23 protein-coding genes are annotated in these 25,529 nt (G+C 71.6%); 19 read left to right on the forward strand and 4 right to left on the reverse strand.

What is annotated here, in order from left to right:
• Positions 1-54 precede the first annotated feature (54 nt).
• From Vse01_RS25470 to Vse01_RS25495, 6 genes are all read left to right on the forward strand, one after another.
• Entirely contained in the window at positions 55-852 is a 798-nt protein-coding gene (locus Vse01_RS25470; protein WP_093404784.1) for a TrmH family RNA methyltransferase, read from the forward strand.
• 259 nt (positions 853-1,111) lie between these two features.
• The gene (gene pheS, locus Vse01_RS25475) at positions 1,112-2,179 is read left to right on the forward strand and encodes a phenylalanine--tRNA ligase subunit alpha (RefSeq protein WP_093404270.1); all 1,068 of its coding nucleotides are present in this window, start codon (positions 1,112-1,114) and stop codon (positions 2,177-2,179) included.
• Between the two features lie 36 nt (positions 2,180-2,215).
• Positions 2,216-4,792, forward strand: a complete 2,577-nt coding sequence (pheT, locus tag Vse01_RS25480) for a phenylalanine--tRNA ligase subunit beta (protein WP_093404268.1) — start codon at positions 2,216-2,218, stop codon at positions 4,790-4,792.
• Between the two features lie 249 nt (positions 4,793-5,041).
• Positions 5,042-6,244: a nucleotide sugar dehydrogenase gene (locus Vse01_RS25485; RefSeq protein ID WP_093404266.1), complete on the forward strand. Its 1,203-nt coding sequence runs from the start codon at positions 5,042-5,044 to the stop codon at positions 6,242-6,244.
• Entirely contained in the window at positions 6,244-7,023 is a 780-nt protein-coding gene (locus tag Vse01_RS25490; protein ID WP_093404782.1) for a glycosyltransferase family 2 protein, read from the forward strand. Before Vse01_RS25485 ends, Vse01_RS25490 begins: the two co-directional genes overlap by 1 nt.
• 8 nt (positions 7,024-7,031) lie before the next feature.
• Positions 7,032-8,057, forward strand: coding sequence for an NAD-dependent epimerase/dehydratase family protein (locus Vse01_RS25495; RefSeq protein ID WP_093404264.1), 1,026 nt, complete (start codon positions 7,032-7,034; stop codon positions 8,055-8,057).
• A gap of 47 nt (positions 8,058-8,104) precedes the next feature.
• Here Vse01_RS25495 and Vse01_RS25500 read toward each other — a convergent pair whose 3' ends face one another.
• On the reverse strand, positions 8,105-8,989 hold the full coding sequence (locus Vse01_RS25500) for a Crp/Fnr family transcriptional regulator (protein ID WP_232511237.1): 885 nt from the start codon (positions 8,987-8,989) through the stop codon (positions 8,105-8,107).
• Between the two features lie 169 nt (positions 8,990-9,158).
• On the opposite strand from Vse01_RS25500, the gene Vse01_RS25505 reads away from it, so the two are divergent.
• The 10 genes from Vse01_RS25505 to argH all read left to right on the forward strand — a co-directional run bounded on the left by Vse01_RS25505 (position 9,159) and on the right by argH (position 20,654).
• On the forward strand, positions 9,159-9,968 hold the full coding sequence (locus Vse01_RS25505; RefSeq protein WP_093404262.1) for a hypothetical protein: 810 nt from the start codon (positions 9,159-9,161) through the stop codon (positions 9,966-9,968).
• On the forward strand, positions 9,965-12,268 hold the full coding sequence (locus Vse01_RS25510) for a hypothetical protein (protein WP_139233139.1): 2,304 nt from the start codon (positions 9,965-9,967) through the stop codon (positions 12,266-12,268). Before Vse01_RS25505 ends, Vse01_RS25510 begins: the two co-directional genes overlap by 4 nt.
• Positions 12,265-13,074: a hypothetical protein gene (locus Vse01_RS25515; protein WP_232511236.1), complete on the forward strand. Its 810-nt coding sequence runs from the start codon at positions 12,265-12,267 to the stop codon at positions 13,072-13,074. Before Vse01_RS25510 ends, Vse01_RS25515 begins: the two co-directional genes overlap by 4 nt.
• Before the next feature lie 131 nt (positions 13,075-13,205).
• Positions 13,206-14,207 carry an N-acetyl-gamma-glutamyl-phosphate reductase gene (gene argC, locus Vse01_RS25520; RefSeq protein WP_093404258.1) on the forward strand — a complete coding sequence of 334 codons (1,002 nt, stop codon included), beginning with the start codon at positions 13,206-13,208 and terminating at the stop codon, positions 14,205-14,207.
• The gene (argJ, locus tag Vse01_RS25525) at positions 14,204-15,370 is read left to right on the forward strand and encodes a bifunctional glutamate N-acetyltransferase/amino-acid acetyltransferase ArgJ (protein WP_093404256.1); all 1,167 of its coding nucleotides are present in this window, start codon (positions 14,204-14,206) and stop codon (positions 15,368-15,370) included. Before argC ends, argJ begins: the two co-directional genes overlap by 4 nt.
• A gap of 114 nt (positions 15,371-15,484) precedes the next feature.
• Positions 15,485-16,372, forward strand: coding sequence for an acetylglutamate kinase (gene argB, locus Vse01_RS25530; RefSeq protein ID WP_093404255.1), 888 nt, complete (start codon positions 15,485-15,487; stop codon positions 16,370-16,372).
• Positions 16,369-17,694, forward strand: a complete 1,326-nt coding sequence (locus Vse01_RS25535) for an acetylornithine transaminase (protein ID WP_232511235.1) — start codon at positions 16,369-16,371, stop codon at positions 17,692-17,694. Before argB ends, Vse01_RS25535 begins: the two co-directional genes overlap by 4 nt.
• The gene (argF, locus tag Vse01_RS25540) at positions 17,691-18,620 is read left to right on the forward strand and encodes an ornithine carbamoyltransferase (RefSeq protein WP_093404253.1); all 930 of its coding nucleotides are present in this window, start codon (positions 17,691-17,693) and stop codon (positions 18,618-18,620) included. Before Vse01_RS25535 ends, argF begins: the two co-directional genes overlap by 4 nt.
• Entirely contained in the window at positions 18,617-19,132 is a 516-nt protein-coding gene (locus Vse01_RS25545) for an arginine repressor (protein ID WP_093404252.1), read from the forward strand. Before argF ends, Vse01_RS25545 begins: the two co-directional genes overlap by 4 nt.
• A 58-nt stretch (positions 19,133-19,190) precedes the next feature.
• On the forward strand, positions 19,191-20,654 hold the full coding sequence (argH, locus tag Vse01_RS25550) for an argininosuccinate lyase (RefSeq protein ID WP_093404776.1): 1,464 nt from the start codon (positions 19,191-19,193) through the stop codon (positions 20,652-20,654).
• Between the two features lie 143 nt (positions 20,655-20,797).
• Here the strand turns inward: argH and Vse01_RS25555 are convergent, their stop codons facing one another.
• The 3 genes from Vse01_RS25555 to Vse01_RS25565 are packed head-to-tail and all read right to left on the reverse strand — an operon-like array spanning position 20,798 to position 23,018.
• Positions 20,798-21,520 carry a hypothetical protein gene (locus tag Vse01_RS25555; protein ID WP_093404250.1) on the reverse strand — a complete coding sequence of 241 codons (723 nt, stop codon included), beginning with the start codon at positions 21,518-21,520 and terminating at the stop codon, positions 20,798-20,800.
• Positions 21,517-22,302, reverse strand: coding sequence for an ABC transporter permease (locus Vse01_RS25560; RefSeq protein ID WP_093404249.1), 786 nt, complete (start codon positions 22,300-22,302; stop codon positions 21,517-21,519). Before Vse01_RS25560 ends, Vse01_RS25555 begins: the two co-directional genes overlap by 4 nt.
• Positions 22,299-23,018: an ABC transporter ATP-binding protein gene (locus tag Vse01_RS25565; RefSeq protein WP_232511234.1), complete on the reverse strand. Its 720-nt coding sequence runs from the start codon at positions 23,016-23,018 to the stop codon at positions 22,299-22,301. The genes Vse01_RS25560 and Vse01_RS25565 overlap by 4 nt, the downstream gene beginning before the upstream one ends.
• A 124-nt stretch (positions 23,019-23,142) precedes the next feature.
• Here Vse01_RS25565 and Vse01_RS25570 point away from each other — a divergent pair, with 124 nt between their 5' ends.
• The 3 genes from Vse01_RS25570 (at position 23,143) to Vse01_RS25580 (ending at position 25,394) form a co-directional block, all read left to right on the forward strand.
• Positions 23,143-24,003 (forward strand): sensor histidine kinase, encoded by an 861-nt coding sequence (locus Vse01_RS25570; protein WP_093404247.1) that lies wholly within the window; start codon positions 23,143-23,145, stop codon positions 24,001-24,003.
• The gene (locus Vse01_RS25575) at positions 24,000-24,692 is read left to right on the forward strand and encodes a response regulator (protein WP_093404245.1); all 693 of its coding nucleotides are present in this window, start codon (positions 24,000-24,002) and stop codon (positions 24,690-24,692) included. Before Vse01_RS25570 ends, Vse01_RS25575 begins: the two co-directional genes overlap by 4 nt.
• 96 nt (positions 24,693-24,788) lie before the next feature.
• Entirely contained in the window at positions 24,789-25,394 is a 606-nt protein-coding gene (locus Vse01_RS25580; RefSeq protein ID WP_093404243.1) for a DNA-3-methyladenine glycosylase, read from the forward strand.
• Positions 25,395-25,529: the final 135 nt, after the last annotated feature.

The following is a 25,529-nucleotide window of genomic DNA, read 5'->3' on the forward strand; positions in this document are numbered from 1 at the left end:
CGCAGCGAGGCGTCCCTCGGCCACGGGGGACGCCTCGCGCGTATGGCGGAGAACATGCTTTTCACACCGCGTACGCCCCGGGTGGTGGCCGCACGCCGACTTCAGCGTCGCCGCGAACGCGACGCCGCGGGTCGGTTCCTCGCCGAGGGACCGCAGGCGGTCCGGGAGGCGCTGAGCCGACCCCGCACCGTGCTGGAACTGTTCGGCACCCCGGCCGCCCTCGACCGGTACGCCGACCTCGCGGCGACCGCCGCCGCCGACGACGTACCCGTCTCCGAGGTGACCGACGAGGCGCTCGCCGCGCTCGCCGAGACCGTCGCCCCGCAGGGACTGGTCGCCGTCTGCCGGCAGCTCGACGTGTCCCTGGCCGACGCGTTGTCCCACAGCCCCCGACTGGTGGCCGTGCTCGCCGGCATCCGTGACCCGGGCAACGCCGGCACGGTGCTGCGTACCGCCGACGCGGCCGGCGCTACCGCGGTGATCTTCGCGGGGGACGCCGTCGACCCGTACAACGGCAAGTGCGTCAGGTCGTCCGCGGGCAGCCTGTTCCACGTCGACGTGGTCCGGGAGCGCGACCCGCTCGCGACGGTCACCGCGGCGCGGGCCGCCGGGCTGACCGTGCTCGCCGCGACCGGCCACGGCGAATCTGATCTCGACGACCTGGTCGACGCCGGCCGGCTGGCCGCACCGACCGCCTGGCTGTTCGGCTCCGAGGCGCACGGCCTGCCCATCGAGCTGGCCGAGGCCGCCGACGCCCGGGTCCGGGTGCCGCTGCACGGGCGGGCCGAGAGCCTCAACCTGGCTGCGGCGGCGGCCGTCTGCCTGTACGCTTCGGCCAGAGCACAGCGCTGACCTGAGGTCACGCGCACATGACGGAGGAGATGCGGCCCCGATGATGAACGCACCACGGCGTTCGTTTAGCCAGCCCGCCGGTGTCGGCGGGCGGCGGGCCTGACCTGCTCTCCACGCGACTCCCACCGGCGGGCTGCGGCACAGCCGCGCGTCCGTAGACTCTGGTGCGGTCTCCAGAAACGTGCACCACCAACGTTCCTGGACACCGCATTAGCCGCCCGCGAGGGCCGGCGCCGTCGTGAGGGAGTGCCCGTACGCCATGACTTACCGCAACGATCCGTACGACCCGAAGCAGGTCGCCCTGCTCGACCCGGCCGCGCTGGCCGAGGCCGTGACCGAGGCCGAGAAGGCGTTCGCCGCCGCCGGTGACCCCGACGCGCTCGCCGCGGTGCGCCCGGCTCACCTGGGCGACCGGGCCCCGGTCTCGCTGGCCCGCCGCGAGATCGGCGCGCTGCCGCCGGCCGCCAAGGCCGACGCCGGCAAACGGGTCAACGAGGCCCGCCGCACCATCGAGCAGGCGTACGCCGCCCGTGCCGAGGTGCTGGAGCGTGAGCAGGCCGAGCGGGTCCTGGTCGCCGAACGAGTCGACGTGACGCTGCCGTACGACCGCCACCCGCGTGGCTCCCGGCACCCGATCACCCTGCTCATGGAGCAGATCAGCGACCTGTTCATCGGGATGGGCTACGAGGTGGCCGAGGGGCCCGAGGTCGAGCTGGAGTGGACCAACTTCGACGCGCTCAACATCCCCGCCGACCACCCCGCCCGCGGGCTGATGGACACCTTCCACATCGCACCGGAGGGTTCCGGACTGGTGCTGCGTACCCACACCTCGCCGGTGCAGGCGCGCACCATGCTCACCCGCACCCCACCGATCTACGTGGTCGTCCCCGGCCGGGTCTACCGCACCGACGAGTTGGACGCCACCCACTCCCCGGTCTTCTACCAGGTCGAGGGCCTGGTGGTGGACAAGGGCATCACGATGGCGCACCTGCGCGGCACGCTCGACCACTTCGCCCGGGCCATGTTCGGCGAGGGCGCGAAGACCCGGTTCCGGCCGCACTACTTCCCGTTCACCGAGCCGTCGGCCGAGTTCGACGTGTGGTTCCCGGAGCACCGCAAGGGCCCACAGTGGGTCGAGTGGGGCGGCTGCGGCATGGTCAACCCGCGGGTGTTGCGGGCGTGCGGCATCGACCCGGAGGTCTACTCCGGCTTCGCCTTCGGCATGGGCATCGACCGGACGGTGATGTTCCGGCACGGGGTGGGCGACATGCGGGACCTGGTCGAGGGCGACGTCCGGTTCACCCGGGCGTTCGGCCACGGGGCTTAGTGCGGGCGCGAGTTACGGAGACGGTGGTTACACATCATGCGAGTTTCTCTCAGTTGGCTGCGGGAGTACGTCGACGTTCCCGACCTGCCCGTTGACGAGCTGGAACGGGCCCTGGTCGACCTCGGCATCGAGGTCGAGTCCATCGTGGACCTCTCCGGCACGGTCACCGGGCAGCTGGTGGTCGGCGAGGTCCTGGAGGTCGAGGAGCTGACCGGCTTCAAGAAGCCGATCCGGTTCTGCCTGGTGAACGTGGGCACTGCCAACGGCACCGGTGAGCCGCAGGAGATCGTCTGCGGTGCCCGCAACTTCGCTCCGGGCGACCGGGTCGTGGTCATTCTGCCCGGCGGGGTGCTGCCGGGTGACTTCGCCGTCGGCGCCCGCCGGACGTACGGGCGCAACTCCAACGGGATGATCTGCTCGGCCCGGGAACTGGGCCTGGGCGACGACCACGACGGCATCCTGGTGCTGCCCGAGCACGTGGTCGCCGAGCCCGGCGACGACGCACGGCCGGTGATCGGCCTCAACGACATCATCGTCGAGGTGGAGATCACCCCGGACCGGGGCTACCAGATGTCACTGCGCGGGCTCGCCCGCGAACTGGCGCACGCTCTCGACCTCGACTACTCCGACCGGGGCCGGATGCCCGCGACGCCCGGCACGGCCGAGCCGGCGTACCCGGTCGAGGTGCGCGACCCGGTCGGCTGCGACCGGTTCGCGGCCCGGATGGTGCGCGGCGTCGACCCGGCGGCGCAGACCCCGGACTGGATGCGGCAGCGGCTGACCATCGCCGGCATCCGCAGCATCTCGTTGCCGGTCGACATCACCAACTACGTGATGCTCGAACTCGGCCAGCCGATGCACGCCTTCGACGCGGACCGGATCGCCGGCCCGCTGGTGGTGCGCCGGGCGGTACCGGGGGAGAAACTGACCACGCTCGACGGGGTGACCCGAGCCCTCGCCCCCGAGGACATGGTCATCTGCGACGCCGGGCTGCCGAACCCGCTCGCCGCCGAGGGCGACGGCATGCCGATCTCGCTCGCCGCCGTGATGGGCGGCGAGACCAGCGAGGTGCTGCCGGGCACCGTCAACGTGCTCTTCGAGGCCGCGCACTGGGACCCGGCGATGGTGGGCCGCACCGCCCGTCGGCACAAGCTGTTCAGCGAGGCGGCGAAGCGCTGGGAGCGAGGGGTGGATCCGGCGCTGCCGCTGGTCGCCCTGGATCGGGCGGTCGGGCTGCTCACGTCGTACGCGGGCGGCACCGCCAGCGACGAGGTGCTGGACATCAACCATGTCCGGCCGCGTACCCCGGTCACCCTGCCGGCCGACCTGCCTACCCGGCGGGTCGGGGTGGACTACCCGCCGGCCCGGGTGGCCGCCCTGCTGGAGCAGGTCGGCTGCACCGTGTCGCGCGGCGTCGACCGGCTGGCCGAGGACCCGGGTGAGGTGGCGGTGGCCGCCGGTGGCGGCGAGACGCTGAGCGTCACCCCGCCGACCTGGCGGCCCGACCTGACCGACCCGGCGGACCTGGTCGAGGAGGTGGTCCGCCTCGACGGGTACGACAAGGTGCCGTCGGTGCTGCCGACCGCGCCGCCCGGCCGGGGTCTGACCGGGCAGCAGCGACGCCACCGGGCGGTGTCCCGCTCCCTGGCCGAGCGTGGCTACGTCGAGGTCCTGGCGCACCCGTTCGTCGCCACGGAGCTGGCCGACCAGCTCGGCCTGCCTGCCGACGACCCGCGCCGCCGGGCGGTGCGGCTGGCCAACCCGCTGTCGGAGGAGGAGCCGCTGCTGCGCACCACGCTGCTCGGCCCGCTGCTCGGCATCGTCCGGCGCAACCTCGGCCGTGGTCTGCGGGACCTGTCCCTCTACGAGATCGGCACGGTCTTCCACCCCCGGCCGGACGCCGGCAGCCCGCCGGCGATGGGCGTGGACCGGCGTCCCACCGACGCGGAGTTCGCCGCCGCCGACGCGGTGGTTCCGCGCCAACCCCGGCACGTCGCCGTCGTGCTGACCGGTGACATCGAGCCGACCGGCTGGTGGGGCGGCGGCCGGGCGGCAGGTTGGGCGGACGCGGTCGAGGCGGGCCGCGCGGTGCTGGCCGCCGCCGGGGTACCCGACCGGCAGGTCGAGGTGCGGTCGGCCGAGTACGCCCCGTGGCATCCGGGCCGCTGCGCGGAACTGCTGGTCGACGGCACGGTGGTCGGTCACGCCGGTGAGCTGCACCCGCAGGTCGTCGCGACGCTGGAACTGCCGAGGCGGACCTGCGCCATGGAGCTGGACCTGGACGCCCTGCCGTCCGCCCCGCCGGTCGGCGCGCCGACGGTGTCGACGTTCCCGCCGGCGCTTATCGACGTGGCGCTGGTGGTGGCCGAGTCGGTTCCGGCGGCGCAGGTGCGCCAGGCGCTCGTCGAGGGGGCCGGCGAGTTGCTGGAGTCGGTCAGCCTGTTCGACGTGTACGCCTCGGAGCAGCTCGGCGCCGGCCGTAAGTCGCTGGCCTACAAGCTCACCTTCCGGGCACCGGACCGCACCCTGACGGTCGAGGAGGCGGTGGCCGCCCGTGACGCCGCCGTCGCCCGCGCCGCCGAACGCTGCGGCGCCAGCCTCCGCGGCGCCTGACAGGTCGGGAAGGGCCCCTTCGCTACGCCTCGTGCAGAGAAGGGGCCCATTCCCGACTCCGGTGGTGGGTGCGGGCACCGACGGCGTGTGCGATCGGTAACGGCGGCAAGGCGCTCGGTGTGGGATCGACCGAAAGGTCAACACCGATGGCTGTTTGGTTACCCGCGAGTTACCTCAGAGCGGTTAGCCTGCTTGGATTCCGAGTGCCGTCATCCGCATCACCCCCGCCACCCCCACGGGAGCCCCCTCATGTCCGATGATCCGCCCGCCTCGGTCGACGTCTGCATAGTCGGTGGTTGTGGCCGGGTGGGCCTGCCACTGGGCATCGCCTTCGCCGCCCGCGGGCTGTCCGTCGTGCTGTACGACATCAACGCCGAGGCCGTCGCGGGCGTCAACGCGGCCACCCTGCCCTTCGCCGAGCCCGGCGCGGCCGGTCCGCTGGCCGAGGCGGTGGCCGCCGGGCGGCTGCGCGCCACCACCGACCCCGCCGCCGTCGGGGCGTCGGAGCATCTGGTCGTGGTGGTCGGCACGCCTGTCGACGAGCACCTCAACCCGGATCTCGGTGCCGTGCCCCGCGCGCTCGAACGCTGCGCCGAGCATCTGCGCGACGGCCAGCTGATCGTGCTGCGCAGCACCGTCTACCCCGGGGTCACCGCACTGACCGAGAAGCTGCTGGCCGGCAAGGGGCTGCGCGCGGACGTGGCGTTCTGCCCGGAGCGGATCGCCGAGGGCCGGGCGATGACCGAGTTGTTCACCCTGCCGCAGATCGTCGCCGCACGAACCCCGGAGGCGCTGACCCGGGCGGAGAAGCTGTTCCGGCACCTGACCGACCAGATCGTCCCGCTCGAACCCGAGGAGGCCGAGCTGGCGAAGCTGTTCACAAACACCTGGCGGTACATCAAGTTCGCCACCGCGAACCAGTTCTGGATGATGGCCAACGACTTCGGGCTGGACTTCGCCCGGATCCGGCATGCGGTGGCGTACGACTACCCGCGCGCCGCCGATCTGCCGATGCCCGGTTTCGCCGCCGGACCGTGCCTGTTCAAGGACACCATGCAACTGGCCGCGTTCAACCGGAACAACTTCGTCCTGGGCCACTCCGCGATGCTGATCAACGAAGGGCTGCCGCTGTACCTGGTGTCCCGCCTGGAGGACCGGTTCGACCTGGCCACCTCGACGGTGGGCATCCTCGGCATGGCCTTCAAGGGCGGCAGCGACGACCCCCGGGAGAGCCTGGCGTACAAGCTACGCAAGATCCTGGCGTTGAAGACCCGGGAGACGCTCTGCACCGACCCGTACGTGGCGGACGAGCGTTTCGTCGATCTCGACGAGGTGTTGCGCCGAGCCGACCTGCTGGTCATCGCCGCACCGCACGAGCAGTACGCCCGCCTGGACACCGACAAACCGGTGATCGACATGTGGGGTCTCACCGGGCAGGGGGTGCGGGTGTGATGAATCCCCGGGTCTCGGTGATCGTGCCCGTCTACAACGAGGGCGAGGCGATCATCCGCTGCCTGGAGCGGATGTTGCGCGAACTGATGCTGCCCGCCGAGGTGCTGATCGTGCACGACATGCCCGAGGACACCACTGTCCCGTACGTCGAGCGGATCGCGCGTACCGACCCGAGGGTCCGGGCGGTGCTCAACACCTACGGCCGGGGCCCGGCCAACGCGATCCGGTTCGGCATCGACGCGGCCCTGGCGCCGGTCGCGGTGGTGACGATGGCCGACGGGTGCGACGATCCCCGCCAGATCGACGAGCTGGCCCGGTTGGTGGACCGGGGCGTGGTGGTCGCCGCGGCCTCCCGGTACATGCCGGGCGGTCAGCAGGTCGGCGGGCCGAGGCTGAAGCGAATGATGTCCCGCTGGGCGGGGCGCAGCCTCTACACCTTCGCCCGGGCGGGCACCCGGGACGCCACCAACAGCTTCAAGGCGTACGACACGGCGTTCGTCCGCGAGGTCGGCATCGAGTCGCGGACCGGCTTCGAGATCGGGCTGGAACTCACCGCGAAGGCCACCCGGCTGCGCCTGCCGGTCGCCGAGATCCCGACCATCTGGTTGGACCGTCCGCTCGGCGAGTCCCACTTCGACCTCGGCCGCTTCCTCCCCGGCTACCTGCGCTGGTACCTGTTCGCCTACGGTCGGCGGTTGAGCCGGGAGAAGTTGGCCGCCCGGGTGCGGACGGCGGCCGTGCCGACCCCGCGTGGCACCGAGTACGAGAAGACGGCATAGGAGCGTACGTGGCGAAGGTCCTGGTAACTGGTTCGGCCGGATTCATCGGCGGCTACCTCGTCGCGGAGCTGCTCGACCGTGGCCACGAGGTGGTGGGTGTCGACAACTTCTCGAAGTACGGTCCGGTCGCCCAGAGCCACGAGGGGCACCCGAGGTTCCGGTTCGTCGAGGGGGACGCCCGCGACACCGATCTGCTGACCGGGCTGCTCGACGGCTGCGACCACCTGGTCGCCGGCGCCGCCATGATCGGCGGGATCTCCTACTTCCACGCGTACGCCTACGACCTGCTCGCCACCAACGAGCGGATCATGGCGGCGACCTGCGACGCGGCGATTCAGGCGCACCGCGCCGGTCGCCTGTCGAAGGTCACCTACCTCTCCTCCTCGATGGTGTTCGAGTCCACCGAGCACTGGCCCAGCCGGGAGGGCGACGAGCGACGGATCCCGCCGCCGCTGTCCTCGTACGGCTTCCAGAAGCTGGCCGTGGAGTACTACGCCCGGGCGGCCTGGGACCAGTACCAGTTGCCCTACACGATCGTGCGGCCGTTCAACTGCGTCGGCGTGGGGGAGGGGCGGGCGCTGGGCCAGGCCGAGGTGCTCTCCGGCAACGTGAAGCTGGCCATGTCGCACGTGGTACCGGACCTGGTCCAGAAGATCGTCAAGGGGCAGGACCCGCTGCACATCCTCGGCGAGGGCGACCAGGTGCGGCACTACACCTACGGCGGTGACCTCGCCCGGGGGATCGCGCTCGCCATCGAGCACCCGGCGGCGCGCAACGAGGACTTCAACCTCTCCACCGCCGAGTCGACCACCGTCCTGGAGTTGGCCGAGCTGATCTGGCGCAAGATCAAGGGACCGGACGTGCCCTTCCGGCACGTCAGCGACGACCCCTTCCAGTACGACGTACAAAAACGCGTACCGGACACCACGAAGGCTCGCGAGGTGCTCGGCTTCACCGCCACCACGACCCTGGACGAGATGCTCGACGAGGTCATCCCCTGGGTGACCCACGCGGTCGCCGAGGGCCGCCTCTGACCCGGAAGCTGTCAGGGCCTGTCGCCGGGGGCCGGAACGGGACCTGGCTACCGCTCCTCGGCGTCCAGTTGCCCCACCGCCCGCAGTCGCGGCAGGTCGAGGACGGTCATCCGACGGTAGTCGGTGTCGACAAGGCCCTCGGTTCGCAGATCACGCAGGCTCTTCTGGATCGAGGTCTCGGAGGCGCCGCAGATCGTGGCGAGTTCCGGTTGGGTGAGCCGGACATCGATGACGACACCGTCGGGCGCCCGCTGGCCGTGGGTGCGGGACAGTTCCGCCACGACCCGTGCCACCCTGATCTTGACCGGGTACGAGGTGAAGTCGATCCGTCGCCGGTTCGACCAGCGCAGCCGGTCCGAGACCATGGCCGCGAGTTCGAGCGCCGCATCGGGGTTCCCGCGTAGGAAGGCTCGGAAGCGGTCACACGGGATCACGCTGTAGCGGGCCGGTCCGCACGCGGTGACCGTCGCCGACCTTGGCTGTTCGTTAAGCGCGGACATCTCACCGACGAGGTCACCCCCGACCCGGAGCGACAACAGCGCGGTTCGGCCGTCCGGCAGCGCGGCGGTGACCTTGGTCAGCCCCTGCTCGATCAGAACCAGGTGTGATTCCTGGCGTCCCTCGTGAATCAGGATCTGACCGGCCGGCACCTGACGGCGGACGCCGAGTTCCAACAACGCCGCCCGGACTGGGGGGCCCAGCCGCTGCAGGAATGTGCCGTAGGGCCACTGTGCGGTCTGAGGCGTTTCTCGCCGCATCAACGCTCCCACTTTTCTCCACCAACGAAAGCGATCGAAGCGTAACCGGTCTTTCGCGGTGCGCGACGCCTGACGGAACAGCGCCGCCGCGAGCAGGTAGGCGACCAGCAACCCGAGCGTCGGCCACGCCGCCAGCCCCGATCCCAGGAGCAGGTCGATCGGCAGGGTCCACATGGGCCAAGTCCATCCGTACGGAACCGCCGAGACACCCGCACAGGAGGGGATGACGGGTGGTCGACAAACGCGGCGATGCCGTCTTTCTACGGGATCTCCGAGCTTCGACGCGTCTTGGATGTCACCTGGTGCCCGGCTCTGACGGGCCATGGTGAGGAGGACCGACCACATGCGACATCCAGAGCGGCGCCTGCTGGTCTGCGTGGACATGGAGCGCTACAGCCGGCGTACCAACCTTCAGCAGTACGAGGCCCAGCACGACTTTCACCGCCTGCTGCGGGAGGCAGCCGGCGACGTGGGCATGGACCGGGTGGGCTGGACGACACAGCAGTCGGGTGACGGGGAACTGGCGATCCTGCCGCACGACATACCCGAAGCGAGGGTGATCGGCCGGTTCGTGCCGGAGCTGAATCGGCTGCTGCGGCGGTACAACGCCAGCCGGCTGCCGGCAGCCCGCATCCGGCTCAGGGTCGCGGTGCACCAGGGCATGGTGCACCTCGACGGTGCCAACGGATTTCCCGGGCAAGCGGTAGTGCTGGTCAGCAGGTTGTGCGACGCGGAGCCGGTCCGTCGGGCACTGGCCGCCTTCCCCGAGGCCGGGATCGCGCTCGTGGTGTCCGCAGACATCTACCGTGACGTTGTCACCGAGTATCCCGAGGAGCTCCGCCCGGACCGGTTCCGTCGGATCGACGTGGTCCACGCGAGCAAGGGATTTCAGGAACCGGCGTGGCTCTGCGTCGTCGACGAGGATCTGGCGTCCTGGGTGGACGGGTCCCCGGAGTCCAACCCGCCGGCCGGGGACACGTCGGATGTCTCTGCTCGCCGTTCACGCGCGATCCGGGATGGCGACATCCCCGCCCCGGGTGGGATCCGAACCGGCGACATCACCGTCGAGGGGCAGAACGCCATCGGCCCGGGTGCCACGGCGATCGGGTCGATCGGTCGTGACGCGAATCTCGGTGGAGGTACGGACCGGTGAGCGACCACCGTCCGGAGTCGGCGAGGTCCGCTTCCGAAGCCGTGCCGGCCGATGCCGGGCTGGAGCCACCGGGCGATCAGCCGCAGGAGAGCCGCCCCGGACTCGCGCCGGACAACGGCGCGACCGCTGCGGACCCGCCATCCACGGAGCGGGAGCCGGAGGATGTCGAGGACACCGACGAGACCGAGGAGCCGCTGGACTCCGCCGACGTGCTGCGCCGACTCGCCGGTCTGCTCGGCGACAGCGGGCGCATCGATGTTGGCGACATGCAGGTTCAGGGTCAGAACGCGACCGGTCATGGCGCGCTCGCCATCGGCACGGTCAACGTCACCGCCGCCGCAACCGCCGGGGGTGGTCGCGTCTGGGCGGAGACACTTAGCGAGTCGACCGTACGGGAGGTCGCCTTCGCGTACGCCACCGCCGCGAGCGATCAGCAGCTCGACCGGCAGTTGAAGCAACGCCACCTGGTGTGCCTGTCCGGTCCGACCGGCAGCGGCCGCTTCACCTCCGCGCTTGTCGCCTCGGCCCGCCGGCACGGCTTCGGCCGGGTAGGGGTTCTCGGCGTCGAGCAACTCGCCGACCTGCTCGGCACGAACTCCGGTCCCCGTAGCGGATGCGGCTACGTGCTACGGCTCAGCGACGAGACGGTGTGCTCGGTGGACGGGTACACCCTCGTCGCCCTGGCGGCGCGCGCCGAGACCCACGGGGTGACCCTGCTTCTCGTCGGTGACTTCTCGCGGCGGATCCAGGATCTCAGCGGCCATGTCGTCGAGCATCGACCGCCGCCTGCGGAGGAGGTGTTTCGCACTCGGCTGCGGCGTGAGTTGACGGTGCCGTGCGTCGGCTTCTGCGCGGACGGCTGTGCCGGCGGATGCGTCGAACGGTATGTCGACGAGGAGTGCGTCCGGCATCCCTTGCTGGCGACCTACCTCGGCGGGGAACCTCGACCACGCGAGGTCGTTGCGGTGGTGCAGGCGATCGCCCGCACGGCACCACGCGCCGCGGCGTTGACCGCCCGTCTGGCCGAATTGTTGCCCCGGCAGCTGCGCGAGCGCGCCGCGCGCATTCTCGACGCGGAGGACGGTGCCGGTGCCTCGGTGGGTTGGTCCCGCGACCAGGTACGGGCGTTCCGGCTCTCCTGCGCGGTCCTGGTCGGCCTCTCCGCCTCGGAGATCCGTCTCGCCGCCGACCGGCTCGTGGCCGCTGACGGGCTCGGGTACGCCGATCGGCTCGTGTCGGCCGACGCGCCGATGCCACCGGCGACGGTTCCGCTGCGCCTGCGCGGAACCACCGTCGATCAGCTGCTCGGCCAGACGCTGCGGGCGGCGGTGGTGGTACCGGCCGACGGGTGGGCCGTGGGTGCTGCCCATCTCCAGTTCGCCGCAGGCAGCGAGCAACTGCGCTCCGCCGTGCTCGACGTGGCCTGGACGGACTGGTATCCACCTCGGGTGTTGCTCGGCTGGCTCGCGGATCTGGTCCGGGCCGAACAGCCGGCCGTACGCCAGGCGGCGGCCGGGGCGGTCGGTTGGACGGCGAGCAGGGACGTGCAGGCGGCCCTGGACACGGTACGGGATCTGGCCCGGGAGCGGCGGGCCGGAGTTCGGCAGGCGGCCGCGATCGTGCTGGTGGCGATGGCGATGCAACCGCATCTGAGACAGCGGGTCAGGGCCGAGCTGGATCGCTGGGCAGCCGGGCCGGCCGGACATCTGCGGGACACCGTGGCCCGAGCCCACGAACTCGGGCTGGCCCGTCTCTGGCCTGACGCGGCGCTGGTGCAGCTACGCCTGGTCGCGTCGGCGCGCATGCAACGCTGGAACAACTCCGTGGTTCGGGGCCTGGTCGAGGTGTATCAGAGCGGGCACGCCACCGCCCTGGTGCCCGATCTGGTCGAGTGGACCCGGTCGCCCGACCGCGAGGTACAACTGCACGCCGCCCGAACGCTGCGGGTGCTGGCCGAACGGTGGGCCCGACCGCCGCGGGAACACTGGCCGGAACTACTGGACCTCGCCCGTACGGGGTTCATCACCGACGATGACCTGGCGACGCTCTGGGCGACAGCGCTGAGCCTGCCGGAAACGGCCTACCGGTCCTGGCGGACCCTCGGCTCCTGGCTCAGCCGGGCGGACGGCCAACCCGAGGTCGCTGGGCACGTGCTGGCGCTGCTGCGACTCGTGGTGGCGGGACGGATTCCGTTGCGTCGGCGACTCCACCACCAGCTACGGCACGTGTGGCGTCCGGTGATGCCCCGGAACGCTCTGCTTGCCGATGTCGGACAACTTATCGATGAGGACAACCGATGAGCACTCAACCCGCCGGGAACCCGCACGTCCACCCCTCGGTGCCGAGGCAGGCCGATCGCCGATGGTGGCACTCCATCTTTCCGCCGTCCCCTGCTCCGCTGCCGCCGGTACCCGTTCGGGTGAGCTTTCGGCAGGACGTACCGCAACCCCTTTTGGTGCCGGCCAAGGGTGACGCTTTCGACTTCCGCCTGCACGTCGTCTATCTCTGGACCGCGTCGAACATGGGGTTCGAGGAACTGCGCCTGCGCGCCGAGCGATTGTTGCCGTGGGCGGGTGGAATCGTCCGGGAACGGGCGGTGGACCTCGCCCGCGAGCACGAACCGCACCGCGCTCACGACCTGGAGCGGGCGCTGAACAACCTCCTGATGCACCAACGTTGGCCGCAGGACGCGAGCCTGCCGCAGTTCGGAGTTCATCTACGGGTCAGCCCCGACGAGCGGGTGCGGGAGCGGCTGCGCCCGTACTGGGAGGAGCGGATCGAGCTCGAGTGCCACCACGAACTACAGAAGATCCGTGCCTGGCAGGCCGACGACCTGACCCGCCGGTGGGCCGCGGTGTTGCAGAGCCTGGAGGACGACCCGGTCACCGGGCATGCGGCGCGGCTGGCGGGAGAGCAGTTCGCCGAGGTCTTCCAGCGGTACGTGGTAGAGCGCCGTGACACCGTCCCGGATCTGGTGAGTCTGCTGCGGGAGGCGGTGAAGGGCCACGGCGATCTCGGCCTTGGGCCGTCCGAGTACACGCAGGCGTGGGACGCCGCGCTGCGGACGTACGAGCGTCAGCACGGCCTGTCGGGGCGGACCAATTGATCGTGCGGTGGCCCTCCTTCGGCACCGGAGGGCCACCGCACCCTGCTTACATCACCATGCGCACGACTGTATGACCTTGCAGTAACTTCCTTTCGCCGCTATCCTCGCTGCATAGTCATGCGGAGGTAGGTATGGGGATTCGGTCTGCGGTCGCGGGGGCGAGTGGGTACGCCGGTGGTGAACTGCTCCGCCTGCTCGCCGGACATCCCGAGTTCGACCTGTTCGCCGCGACCGCGCACAGTCAGGCCGGGCAACGGCTCGACGCGGTCCACCCGCAGCTGACCGGGCTGGACGTGACCCTCGGTGCGACCGCGCCGGAGGTGCTGGCCGAGGCCGATCTCGTCTTCCTCGCCCTCCCGCACGGCGAGTCCGCCGCCCTCGCGGCGCAACTGCCCGCCGGGGTACGGATCGTCGATCTCGGTGCCGACCACCGGCTCGTGGACGCCGACGCCTGGGCCCGTTACTACGGCGGCCCGCACGCCGGTGCGTGGACCTACGGCCTGCCCGAGTTGCCGGGTCAGCGGGAGCGGATCGCCGCCGCGGAACGGGTGGCCAGCACCGGCTGCTACGCGGCGACGATCACCCTCGCGCTGGCCCCGCTGATCGCCGCCGGTGCCGCCCGACCCGACGACGTGGTGGTCGTCGCCGCGTCCGGCACCTCGGGCGCGGGCCGGGCCGCCAAGGCACACCTGCTCGCCAGCGAGGTGATGGGCGACCTGTCGCCCTACAAGGTGGGCGCGCACCAGCACGTACCCGAGATCAAGCAGGCCACCGGGGTGACCGGGCTGTCGTTCACGCCGGTGCTGGCACCGATGCCGCGCGGCATCCTGGCCACGGTCACCGTGCTGCCGACCGGCGGGACCGACCCGCGCGCGGTGCTGGCGCAGGCGTACGCGGACGAACCGTTCGTGCATCTGCTGCCCGAGGGGCGGTGGCCGCACACCGCCGCCACGCTGGGCGGCAACTCCTGTCATCTGCAGGCCACCGTCGATGTCGACTCCGGTCGGCTGATCGTGGTCGCCGCGCTGGACAACCTCGGCAAGGGTGCCGCAGGCCAGGCGGTGCAGAACGCCAATCTGATGTTCGGCCTGCCCGAGACCACGGGCCTGTCCGTCTGGGGGACCGCGCCGTGACCGTGACCACACCCCGGGGCTTCCGGGCGGCCGGGGTGGCCGCCGGCCTGAAGACCAGCGGCGAGCCGGATGTGGCGCTGGTGGTCAACGACGGACCCGACGCTGGTGTCGCCGGTGTTTTCACCGCCAACCGGGTCAAGGCCGCGCCGGTGCTCTGGACCCAGCAGGTCGTCCGGGGCGGCATCGTGCGGGCGGTGGTGCTCAACTCCGGCGGCGCGAACGCCTGCACCGGCCCGGCCGGCTTCCAGGACACCCACGCCACCGCCGAGCACACCGCTGCCTCGTTGGCCTCGGCCGACGTGCATCAGATCGGCGCGGGCGAGGTGGCGGTCTGCTCCACCGGCCTGATCGGCGAACGGCTGCCCATGGACCGGCTCCTGCCCGGGGTTGCCGCTGCTGTCGGGAGCCTGGGTGACAACGGTGGTGCCGCCGCTGAAGCGATCATGACGACGGACACCCGGCCGAAGACCACAGTCGTCTCCGGCGCCGGCTGGACCGTCGGCGGCATGGCCAAGGGCGCCGGCATGCTGGCCCCGGCGATGGCCACCATGCTCTGCGTCCTCACCACCGACGCGGTGGCCGGGCCGGAGGCGCTCGACGCCGCGCTGCGGGCGGCCACCCGGGTCACCTTCGACCGCGTCGACTCCGACGGCTGTATGTCGACGAACGACACGGTGCTGCTGCTGGCCAGCGGTGCCTCGGGCGTCGCGCCGAGCGAGACGGAGCTGGCCTCGGCGGTCACCGCCGCCTGTCACGACCTGGCTCAGCAGTTGCTCGCCGACGCCGAGGGCGCCACCAAGCAGGTCGCCATCGAGGTCGTCGGCAGCGCCGACGAGGACGACGCGGTCGAGGTGGGCCGGGCGGTGGCCCGCAACAACCTGGTGAAGACCGCGCTGTTCGGCAACGACCCGAACTGGGGTCGGATCCTGGCCGCCGTCGGCACCACGAGCGCCGCGTTCGAGCCGGACGCTGTGGACGTGGCGGTCAACGGCATCTGGGTCTGCCGGGGCGGCGCGGCGGCCGAGGACCGCTCGAAGGTCGACCTCTCCGGCCGGGACGTGACCATCCGGATCGACCTGCACGCCGGTACCACCGAGGCGACGGTGTGGACCAACGACCTGTCGCACGCCTACGTGCACGAGAACTCGGCCTACTCAACGTGAGCGCGAGGAATGCAGCGCAGCGGAGTCCCGCAGTCGCGAACGGAAGATCGGCTCGGTGAGCGCGAGGAATGCAGCGCAGCGGAGTCCCGCAGTCGTGAACGGAAGGTCGGTCCGGTGACCCTGAGCTCTGATCTGAGCCGTGCCCAGGCGAAGGCGGCCACGCTGATCGAGGCGCTGCCGTGGCTGGCCCGCTTCTCCGGGTCCACGGTCGTGATCAAGTACGGCGGCAACGCGATGGTCGACCCGGAGTTGCAGCGGGCCTTCGCCGCCGACATGGTGTTCCTTCGTTACGTCGGGCTGAAACCGGTGGTGGTGCACGGCGGCGGCCCGCAGATCTCGGCGATGCTCGGCCGGCTGGGCATCGACAGCGAGTTCCGGGGTGGCCTGCGGGTGACCACCCCGGAGGCGATGAACGTGGTCCGGATGGTGCTGGTCGGCCAGGTGGGCCGGGAACTGGTCGGTTTGATCAATGCGTACGGGCCGTTCGCGGTCGGTCTCTCCGGCGAGGACGCCGGGCTGTTCACGGCGGTGCGGCGGCCCGCGTACGTCGACGGGCAGCCGGTCGACGTCGGCCAGGTCGGCGACGTCGAGTCGGTGGACGTCTCGGCGGTGGACGACCTGATCGCCGCCGGCCGGATTCCGGTGATCTCCACGGTGGCGCCGGACGCGGACGGGGTGTTGCACAACCTGAACGCCGACACCGCCGCTGCCGCGCTCGCGGTAGCCCTGCGGGCGCGCAAGCTGGTGGTGCTCACCGACGTGCCCGGCCTGTACGCCGACTGGCCCGACAAGTCCAGCCTGGTCAGCGAGATCAGCACCGATGAGCTGGCGAAGCTGCTGCCGTCGCTGGAATCGGGCATGGTGCCGAAGATGGAGGCGTGCCTGCGGGCCGTCAACGGGGGAGTGCCGGCCGCGCACGTCGTGGACGGTCGGGTCGCCCATTCCACCCTGCTGGAAGTGTTCACCTCGGAAGGGTTCGGAACGATGGTGATTCCCTCATGAGTGCTCTGGTCAGCCGGTGGCGGCAGGCGATGATGGACAACTACGGCACGCCGCCGATGGCGCTGGTGACGGGCTCCGGCGCCGTCGTGGTCGACGAAGCCGGCCGGGAGTACGTCGATCTGCTCGGCGGCATCGCGGTCAATGTTCTCGGCCACGCCCACCCGGCGGTGGTGGCGGCCGTGTCGAAGCAGGTGGCGACGCTCGGCCACGTCTCCAATCTGTACATCTCCGAGCCGCCGGTCGCGCTGGCCGAGCTGCTGCTGGCGCTGGCCGGCCGGCCGGGGCGGGTGTTCTTCGCGAACTCCGGAGCCGAGGCCAACGAGGCGGCGTTCAAGCTTTCCCGCTGCACCGGCCGTACCCAGGTGGTGGCCACCGTCGGCGGCTTTCACGGCCGCACCATGGGCGCTCTCGCGTTGACCGGTCAACCGGCCAAGGCGGACCCGTTCCGTCCGCTGCCGGGCGAGGTCACCCATGTCCCGTACGGTGATGTCGCCGCCTTGGCCGCGGCGGTGACCGACGCCACGGCCATGGTGATCCTGGAGCCGATCCAGGGTGAGAACGGAGTGGTGGTCCCGCCCGCCGGTTACCTTGCCGAGGCCCGGCGGATCACTGCCCGGCACGGTGCCCTGCTGGTGCTCGACGAGGTGCAGACGGGCATCGGCCGGACCGGCCACTGGTTCGCCCACCAGGCCGACGGCGTCGAACCGGACGTGGTGACCCTGGCCAAGGGGCTCGGTGGCGGGCTGCCCATCGGCGCGACCCTGGCCTTCGGCCCGGCGGCCGACCTGCTCGTCCCTGGTTCGCACGGCAGCACCTTCGGCGGCAACCCGGTCAGTTGTGCCGCCGCCCTGGCGGTGATCTCCACCATCGCCAGTGAGGGGCTGCTCGACCACGTCAAGCGGATCGGTGAGCGGCTGCGTCGGGGGATCGAAGCTCTCGGCCATCCGCTGGTCGGCGGGGTACGCGGTGCGGGCTTGCTGCTCGGCGTCACCCTGACCGCACCGGCGTCCGCCGCCCTCGCCGGCGCGCTGCGCGAGGCCGGCTTCCTGGTCAACCCGATCCAGCCCGACGTGATCCGCCTGGCCCCGCCGTTGATCCTCACCGTCACTCAGGCCGACGCCTTCCTGGCGGCGCTGCCGACCGCCCTGAGCGCCGCCACGAGCGCGCCGGATCGTGGTGCCCAGGATGCGCCGTCCCGTAGCGTGATCCCGACCGCCGCCCCGGCGGTCGCTGCGGATCCGGTCACGGAGACGCCTTCCCAGGGGCGCTCTCGCACCGAGATCTCGACCGACCCGGTGACGCCGACGGAGGCTTCCGCATGATCCGGCACTTCCTGCGCGACGACGACCTGTCTCCGGCCGAGCAGTCCGCGGTGCTCGACCTGGCCGGCCGGATGAAGGCCGACCGCTTCGCGTTCGCGCCGTTGGCCGGGCCCCGCTCGGTGGCGGTGCTCTTCGACAAGCAGAGCCTGCGTACCCGGGTCTCCTTCGACGCCGGCATCGCCGAACTCGGTGGTCACCCCCTGGTGGTGGACACCCAGGTCACCCACTTCGGCCGGGGTGAGTCGCTCGCCGACGCCGGTCGGGTGCTGTCCCGCTACGTGGCCGCGATCGTGTTGCGTACCCACGGCGACGACCGGATCGCGGAGGTGGCCGCCGGCGCCACCGTGCCGGTGGTCAATGCGCTGACCGACGGGTTCCACCCCTGCCAGTTGCTCGCGGACCTGCTCACCATCCGTGAGTGGTGTGGCGGCACTGCGGGGCGGACGCTGGCCTACGTCGGGGACGCGGCGAACAACATGTCCCACTCGTACCTGCTGGCCGGCGCGACCGCCGGGATGCACGTGCGGGTCGCCGGCCCGGCCGGCTTCCAGCCGGACGCGGACGTGGTGGCCCGCGCCGAGGTGATCGCCGCCGGCACCGGCGGTTCGGTCCGGGTGCTCACCGACCCGGTCGCCGCCGTGCGGGACGCCGACGTGGTGGCCACCGACACCTGGACCTCGATGGGCCAGGAGGGTGACGGGTTGGACCGCAGCACCCCGTTCCTGCCGTACCAGGTCAACAAGGCGTTGCTCGGGCATGCCGCGCCGGAGGCCGTCGTGCTGCACTGCCTGCCGGCGCATCGCGGCGAGGAGATCACCGACGAGGTGCTCGACGGCCCGCGCAGCGCCGTCTTCGACCAGGCGGAGAATCGGCTGCACGCCCAGAAGGCGCTGCTGACCTTCCTGCTCCAAGGAGAGCCGACATGACGGCACCACTGACCCGGGGCGCTCGGCACGCCCGCATCGTCGAGCTGATCCGCGACAAGCCGATCCGGTCGCAGACCGAGCTGGCCGAGTTGCTCGGCGACGAGGGCGTGCAGGTCACCCAGGCCACCCTCTCCCGGGATCTGAAGGAACTCGGCGCGGTCACCGCCCGGGGCGGTGACGGCCGAGCCGTCTACGTGATCCCCGAGGACGGCCATCGCCCGCTGCGCGACGCCGAGGCGGCGCCGGCCCGTCTGGTGCGGCTGCTGCGCGAACTGCTCAACGAGGTCGACTCCAGCGGCAACATCGCGGTCCTGCGTACCCCACCGGGAGCCGCCCACTACCTGGCCAGCGCGTTGGATCGGGCGGGCCTGTCGGAGGTCGTCGGCACCATCGCCGGCGACGACACCATTTTCGTCGTGGCGCGCGCCGCTGACGGTGGCGCCGCGCTCGGTGAACGGCTCGCCGGCTGGGCCCGCCGGGACGACAGCGGCGAAGGGAGCGGTACGCAGTGAGCGAGGTCGTGTCGGACGTGGGTGCCCGGTGGGAAGGCGGCTGATCGTGGGGACCACAATTGACCGGGTGGATGACAAGAGCCTGACCGAGAACAGCGCAGCGGCCAACCGGACGAGCCTGTGGGGAGGGCGCTTCGCCGGTGGCCCGTCCGAAGCCCTGGCCCGCCTGTCGGTGAGCGTGCAGTTCGACTGGCGGCTGGCCCCGTACGACATCGCGGGTTCCCGGGCGCACGCCCGGGTGCTGGCCGGCGCCGGCCTGCTCGACCCGGAGGAACTGGGCCGCATCCTCGCCGCCCTCGACGACCTGGAGGCCGCCTGCGCCTCGGGCACGTTCCGTCCCACCGTCGACGACGAGGACGTGCACACCGCCCTGGAGCGCGGGCTGCTGGAGCGGCTCGGCAGCCTCGGTGGCAAGCTGCGTGCCGGCCGGTCCCGCAACGACCAGGTCGCCACCGACCTGCGGCTCTACCTGCGTGACCACGCGCGGGGCGTGGCCGCGCGGCTGGTGGAGTTGGCCGAGGCGCTCGTCGAGCAGGCCGGACGGCACGTCGACACCGCCGCACCCGGCATGACCCACCTGCAACACGCCCAGCCGGTCACCTTCGGCCACTGGCTGCTCGCCCACGTGCAGCCGCTGCTGCGGGACCTGGAACGGCTGCGCGACTGGGACCACCGGACCGCGGTCAGCCCGCTCGGCGCGGGGGCGCTGGCCGGTTCGGGGCTGCCGCTGGACCCGGGGGCGGTCTCGAAGGAGTTGGGTTTCCGGACGTCCTTCGCCAACTCGATGGACGCGGTCGCCGACCGGGACTTCGTCGCCGAGTTCCTCTTCGTCACCGCGATGATCGGGGTGCACCTGTCCCGGCTCGGTGAGGAGGTGGTGCTCTGGACGTCGCAGGAGTTCGGCTGGGTGGAGCTGGACGACGCCTTCGCCACCGGCTCGTCGATCATGCCGCAGAAGAAGAACGCGGACATCGCCGAGCTGGCCCGGGGCAAGTCCGGGCGGCTCGTCGGCGGGCTGGTCGCCGTGCTGACCATGCTCAAGGGCCTGCCGATGACGTACGACCGGGACATGCAGGAGGACAAGGAGCCGGCCTTCGACGCGGTCGACACCCTGGAACTGCTGCTGCCGGCGCTCGCCGGGATGATCTCCACCATGACGGTACGCGTCGACCGCCTGGTCGCCGCCGCGCCGGTGGGCTTCTCCCTCGCCACCGAGGTGGCCGACTGGCTGGTCCGCAAGGGCGTGCCGTTCCGCGACGCGCACGAGATCACCGGCAAGCTGGTGGCGCTCTGCGCGGCCCGGGACTGCGCTCTCGACGAGGTCTCCGACGCCGACCTGGCCACCGTCAGCGAGCACCTCGACCCGAGCGTCCGCGACGTGCTCTCGGTCCGGTCCGCCCTCGCCGCCCGGATCACCCCCGGCTCCACGGGTCCCGGCCCGGTGGCCGACCAACTAGCCACCGCCGCCGACCAACTGACCACCTGGCGCAACTGGACCGCCGAGTCAGTGGTCCCGCGCTGACCCGCACCCCTTCGCGGTTGCTCGTGCAGTTTCGGGGAAACTGTCGCCTCAGCGTGCCCGGAGGCGACGGTTTCCCCGAAACTGCTGCCTCGACGCGCCCGGCGGCGGGGCGGGGGAGGTAGGGGTGGAGAGGGTGATCGGCCTCAGGCGTCCCGGCGTCGGAAGGCAGTCACCGCCGCACTCCCGATGACGACGACCCAACCGAGCAGAACGAGCAGGCCGGTGGCGGGCGTCAGGACCCGTGCCGGGTCGGGAAGGTAGAGCAGGCCACCCGCCTGGTCCGGCAGGTAACGAGCGTGCGGGGTGACGGCGTCCAGCACCGGCGAGACGACCAGAACCAGGCTGAGCGTGACGACGAGAGCGGAAACGACGGCCCGCAGGAGCGCGGCAAAAGCCAGCCCGAGCAACCCGATGAGCGCGAGATGGACCGCCGCGCCGACGACTGTCCACGGGAAACCGTCGGTGACCACCGGGACGTCCCGCGTGGCCAGGGCGATTCGGGCCGTGAGCAACCCGACGGCGAGCGCCGCGACGACGGTTCCGGCAGCCCAGGCCAGGTAGGCGATGGTCTTGGCGGCCGGCACGGCCAGGCGGTCCGGCACGCACAGCAGGGTGGTGTGGATCTGCCCATCGGCGTATTCGGTTCCGACCGCGAGGACGCCGAGCGAGATGGTGCCGGCCTGGAGGTACGGCACCGCCTGGAGGACGACCGCGACCGGCTCGTTCGCCCCGACCGGCGAGGCGGCCAACGCCCCGCTGATGGCGACGGCTGCGCCGATCGTGCCGAAGACCGCGGCCAGCGCCGCAGGCAGGCCGAACAGCTTGGTCAACTCCGCGACGGTGGCGCGGGCGCAGGCGCGGATCACGCGTCCCGCCGCAGGAAGACCGCACCGGCCAGCGCGAGCAGCCCGGCCGTCCAGGTGGCCATGACCAGGCCGCCGGTGACCGGGGCGAGCGCGTCGTCGAACGCCAGCAGGTCGCCGGCGAACATGCTCATGCCCGCGAGATCGGGCAGGAACCTCGCGAGCGGGGTGAGGTGCGACAGCAGCACGGAGACCGAGACGAGGCTGCTGTTCACCACGAGCACGATGATCGGAACGATCCCGTTGCGGGTGAAGACCGTGACCGCGAGGGCGATCAACGCCGTGAGCAGCCAGTAGATCCCGGCACCGACAGCGCGGGACAGCACCCCTTCCGGGGCCGGCGGAGCGTCGGCGCCGACTATCCCGCTGGCCAGCGCCAGCGAGGCGGGAATCACCACCAGAGCCGCGACCGCGACCAGCAGGGCGACGGTGACGGCCTTGGCGGCCAGCACGCCGAGGCGGTTGGGGATGGCGGTGAGGGTCGTGGTGATCTGCCGACCGCCGCCGATCCTGGCACTGTTCGCGGTGTACTCGCCGCTGACGGCGACGACGCCGAGGACCACCGCGCCGACCGTGCCGATCGGCACCGCGGAGAAGACCGCATCGACAGGCGAGGTGTAGGCCGTCAGCTCGGACCGTCCGCTGCGCAGCGCGGCGCGGACGCCGATGGCGTTGATCAGAGTGATCGCGACCGGACCGAGCACCGTGACAGCCAGCGCGACCATGGTCGCCGGCAGCGTCGCCGTCTTCCGAATCTCGGCGGCGACCGCGTCGAAGAAGGTCATCGCCCACCTGCCGTCGGCCCGGTGAGGGCGAAGAAGGCATCCTCCAGTGTCGGATAGCCGGCCGTGACCTCGCGGATCGGACCGGCGGCGACAACCCGGCCGTGGGCGATGACGACCAGGTCGTCGGCGATCTCGTCCACCTCCCTCATCAGGTGGCTGGAGAGCAGCACGGTGCCACCGGCGTCCGCGTGCCCGCGCAGCAGAACGCGGATCCAGCGAATGCCCTCCGGATCGAGCCCGTTCACCGGCTCGTCGAGCACGAGTGCACGTGGTTCGCCGAGCAGCGCGGCGGCCAGCCCGAGCCGCTGGCACATGCCGAGCGAGAACCGGCCGACCCTGGTTCCTCCGGCGGCACCGAGCCCGACCTGATCGAGCACCTCGGCCACCCGTCGGATCGGGATGCCGTTGCTGCGCGCCATCCAGGTGAGGTGATTGCGCGCGGTTCGGGAGCGGTGTGCGCCGGAGCCCTCCAGCATCGACCCGACGGTGCGTAACGGCTGGCGCAGGCGCCGGTACGGTTGGTCGTCGACCAGGGCCGTGCCGGCATCCGCCCGGTCCAGGCCCAACAGGATGCGCAGGGTGGATGACTTGCCCGCACCGTTCGGCCCCAGCAGACCTGTCACCCGGCCCGGTGCGGCCCGGAAGGTGACATCGGTGAGGATCTCGCGGGAGCCGCGCCGCTTGACCAGACGCTCGACTGACAGCATGAGCACCATGTCAGCTCAGGGTGCCGGTCCGCGTCATCGGACCAGAGCCGGGACTTCCGCCGGCCCGCCCACCTCAGGTCGCTCCGACCCAGGTCCGATGTCAGGCCACGGTCCGGGTTCCTAGACTCGCGAGATGGCACCTGACGGGCGACCGACACGGCGCCCCTGGCTGTCCGCCGTCGCCGTATCGGTGCCGGTGGCTCTGCTCCTCTGCCTGATGACGGCGGGCACCGTGGGGCCGGCCGGGACGCTCCTGCTGACGGTGATCACCACGACCGCCGTCGCAGCGTTGCTCTGGGCGGTGATCGGCGCCCGTCAGGAGCGGCGGGTGTACGAGGACCGGCTGACCGCCTGGGCGGCTGAGCGGGCCGCGGCGGCGGAACGGTTGCGCATCGCCCGTGAGCTTCACGATCTCGTCTCGCATGGCCTGGGCCTGGTCACGGTGCGTGCCGCCACGGCCGCCCGAGTGACCGGGCCGACCGGTGCGGCCGAACGGGCGAACGCCCTGGCCGACATCGAACAGGTCGGTCGGGAGACCACGGCCGAACTGCGGCGGATGCTCGACGTGCTCCGCGCACCTGGCGCCGAGCCCGCTCCCCTGCGGCCGCCCGACACACTCGACGCCCTACCGGAGATCGTGCGCTCCACGACCGCCGCCGGGATCGCCGCCACCGTCGAGGTGCGGAAGGTCGGCGAGGTGCCACCTGGCGTGCAGCTCACCGTGTGCGCGATCGTCCGCGAGGGCCTGAGCAACACGGCCCGGCACGCCGGGCCGACCTGCGTGCACGTCACCGTGGATCGCGACGGCGAGGCGATCGTGGTGGAGGTACGGGACACCGGTCCCCGCCCCGGCTGGCGACCCCGCCCCGGGGCCGGCCACGGCCTGGACGGTCTGCGCGAGCGGGTGAGCATGCTCGATGGTGCCCTGCGCGCCGGCCCGTCCGGGCCGGGCTTCCAGCTCACGGCGCGCCTCCCGGCCCGGCGGTCCGGATGACAACTGAATCAGCGGGCCCATCCACAAGCATCGGGGTGCTCGTCGCGGACGACCAGCCGCTCCTGCGGCACAGCCTCGCCCTGCTCATCGACGGCACCCCGGGCCTCACCGTCGTCGGTCAGGCTGCCACCGGACACGAGGCCGTGTCGCTCACCCGTGAACGCCGCCCCGACGTCGTCCTGATGGACATCCGGATGCCCGACGGCGACGGCATCGAAGCGACCGGACGCATCACCGCCGCCACCGAACTGAGCGGTACCAGGGTCCTCGTGCTCAGCATGTTCGCGCTCGACGAGTACGTGGCTGCCGCGCTGCGCGCCGGGGCGCACGGCTTCCTGCTCAAGGACGCACACCCGGACCAACTCGTCGACGCCATCCGACGGACCCACGCGGGCGAGTCCCTTTTCGCGCCAAGCATTCTCACCCGCTTCGTCGCGCACTACCTCGACCGGCCCGGCCCACCCGAGGTCCGGAAGATCGACAGGCTCACCGGCCGCGAGACCGAGGTGCTGTCTCTCGTGGCTCGCGGCCTGTCCAACGACGAGATCGCCCGGACACTCACCATCTCGATCAAGACGGTCAAGACCCACGTCGGCAACCTGCTCACCAAGCTCGACGCCCGAGATCGAGCCCAGCTCGTCATCGCAGCCTACGAGAACGATCTCGTCGCACGTCGATCCTCTGCGTGATCTTCGCGTCCTGCCTGCCGGATGTTGCGGCCGTGGCCCTCGATCAGCATGGGGGCGCGGCTTGCCGGTCGGACCCGGGCCGGGTTACCTGGAGGCGTGGAGCATCCCTGGTCGAGTGCCCCGGCCGCCGACGTCGCGCAGACGGCGCGGCACCTGCTGGGCTGGGAGGTGTCGGCCAACGGGGTCCGGATCAGGCTGACCGAGGTCGAGGCGTACGCCGGCACCGGGGTGGATCCCGCCTCGCACGCGCATCGCGGACCGACGCCCCGGACGACTGTGATGTTCGGTCCCGCGGGCTACGCCTACACCTACTTCGTCTTCGGGATGCACTGGTGCCTCAACGTCGTCTGCGGGGACGAGGGGGAGGCGGCGGCGGTCCTGCTGCGTGCCGGCGAGGTGGTCGACGGTATGGACCTGGCCCGCAAGCGGCGTGGCGAGGTGGCCGACCGGGATCTCGCGCGCGGACCCGCACGGCTGGTGGTCGCGCTCGGCGTCGACGCGGCGGCGAACGGCACCTGCATGCTCGACGGGACCGGGCCGTTGCTGCTGTCGCCGCCGACCCGCCCGGTCGCCCCGTCGGCTGTCTCCGCCGGCCCACGCGTCGGCGTGGCCGCCGCACACGACGTGCCCTGGCGCTTCTGGATCACCGGCGACCCCACCGTCAGCCCGTACCGCCGGCACGTGCCGCGACGCCGAACCTGACCCCGTTGTCCGGTTTCGTCGACGGCGTCGCCGGTCGCGGCCGGGGATGGGGAGGACGTGACAGGGGACACTGGTGTGTGCGGGGCTCGCGGAATAGTTGACTCGTCAAATATGTTGTCGGGGGCGTCGGGCACC

Origin of the sequence: Micromonospora sediminimaris (genome assembly GCF_016863575.1) — a bacterium.
GTDB classification, from domain to species: Bacteria; Actinomycetota; Actinomycetes; order Mycobacteriales; family Micromonosporaceae; genus Micromonospora; species Micromonospora sediminimaris.

Excerpts from the sequence above, each read along its gene's own strand:
- Vse01_RS25505 (WP_093404262.1), top strand. The coding sequence starts at position 9,159 with ATGCGACATCCAGAGCGGCGCCTGCTGGTCTGCGTGGACATGGAGCGC.
- argF (WP_093404253.1), top strand. The coding sequence starts at position 17,691 with ATGATCCGGCACTTCCTGCGCGACGACGACCTGTCTCCGGCCGAGCAG.
- Vse01_RS25545 (WP_093404252.1), top strand. The coding sequence starts at position 18,617 with ATGACGGCACCACTGACCCGGGGCGCTCGGCACGCCCGCATCGTCGAG.
- pheS (WP_093404270.1), top strand. The coding sequence starts at position 1,112 with ATGACTTACCGCAACGATCCGTACGACCCGAAGCAGGTCGCCCTGCTC.
- Vse01_RS25490 (WP_093404782.1), top strand. The coding sequence starts at position 6,244 with ATGAATCCCCGGGTCTCGGTGATCGTGCCCGTCTACAACGAGGGCGAG.
- Vse01_RS25470 (WP_093404784.1), top strand. The coding sequence starts at position 55 with ATGCTTTTCACACCGCGTACGCCCCGGGTGGTGGCCGCACGCCGACTT.
- Vse01_RS25515 (WP_232511236.1), top strand. The coding sequence starts at position 12,265 with ATGAGCACTCAACCCGCCGGGAACCCGCACGTCCACCCCTCGGTGCCG.
- Vse01_RS25570 (WP_093404247.1), top strand. The coding sequence starts at position 23,143 with ATGGCACCTGACGGGCGACCGACACGGCGCCCCTGGCTGTCCGCCGTC.
- Vse01_RS25500 (WP_232511237.1), bottom strand. The coding sequence starts at position 8,989 with ATGTGGACCCTGCCGATCGACCTGCTCCTGGGATCGGGGCTGGCGGCG.
- Vse01_RS25560 (WP_093404249.1), bottom strand. The coding sequence starts at position 22,302 with ATGACCTTCTTCGACGCGGTCGCCGCCGAGATTCGGAAGACGGCGACG.
- Vse01_RS25575 (WP_093404245.1), top strand. The coding sequence starts at position 24,000 with ATGACAACTGAATCAGCGGGCCCATCCACAAGCATCGGGGTGCTCGTC.
- Vse01_RS25535 (WP_232511235.1), top strand. The coding sequence starts at position 16,369 with ATGAGTGCTCTGGTCAGCCGGTGGCGGCAGGCGATGATGGACAACTAC.
- argC (WP_093404258.1), top strand. The coding sequence starts at position 13,206 with ATGGGGATTCGGTCTGCGGTCGCGGGGGCGAGTGGGTACGCCGGTGGT.
- pheT (WP_093404268.1), top strand. The coding sequence starts at position 2,216 with ATGCGAGTTTCTCTCAGTTGGCTGCGGGAGTACGTCGACGTTCCCGAC.
- Vse01_RS25565 (WP_232511234.1), bottom strand. The coding sequence starts at position 23,018 with ATGGTGCTCATGCTGTCAGTCGAGCGTCTGGTCAAGCGGCGCGGCTCC.
- Vse01_RS25485 (WP_093404266.1), top strand. The coding sequence starts at position 5,042 with ATGTCCGATGATCCGCCCGCCTCGGTCGACGTCTGCATAGTCGGTGGT.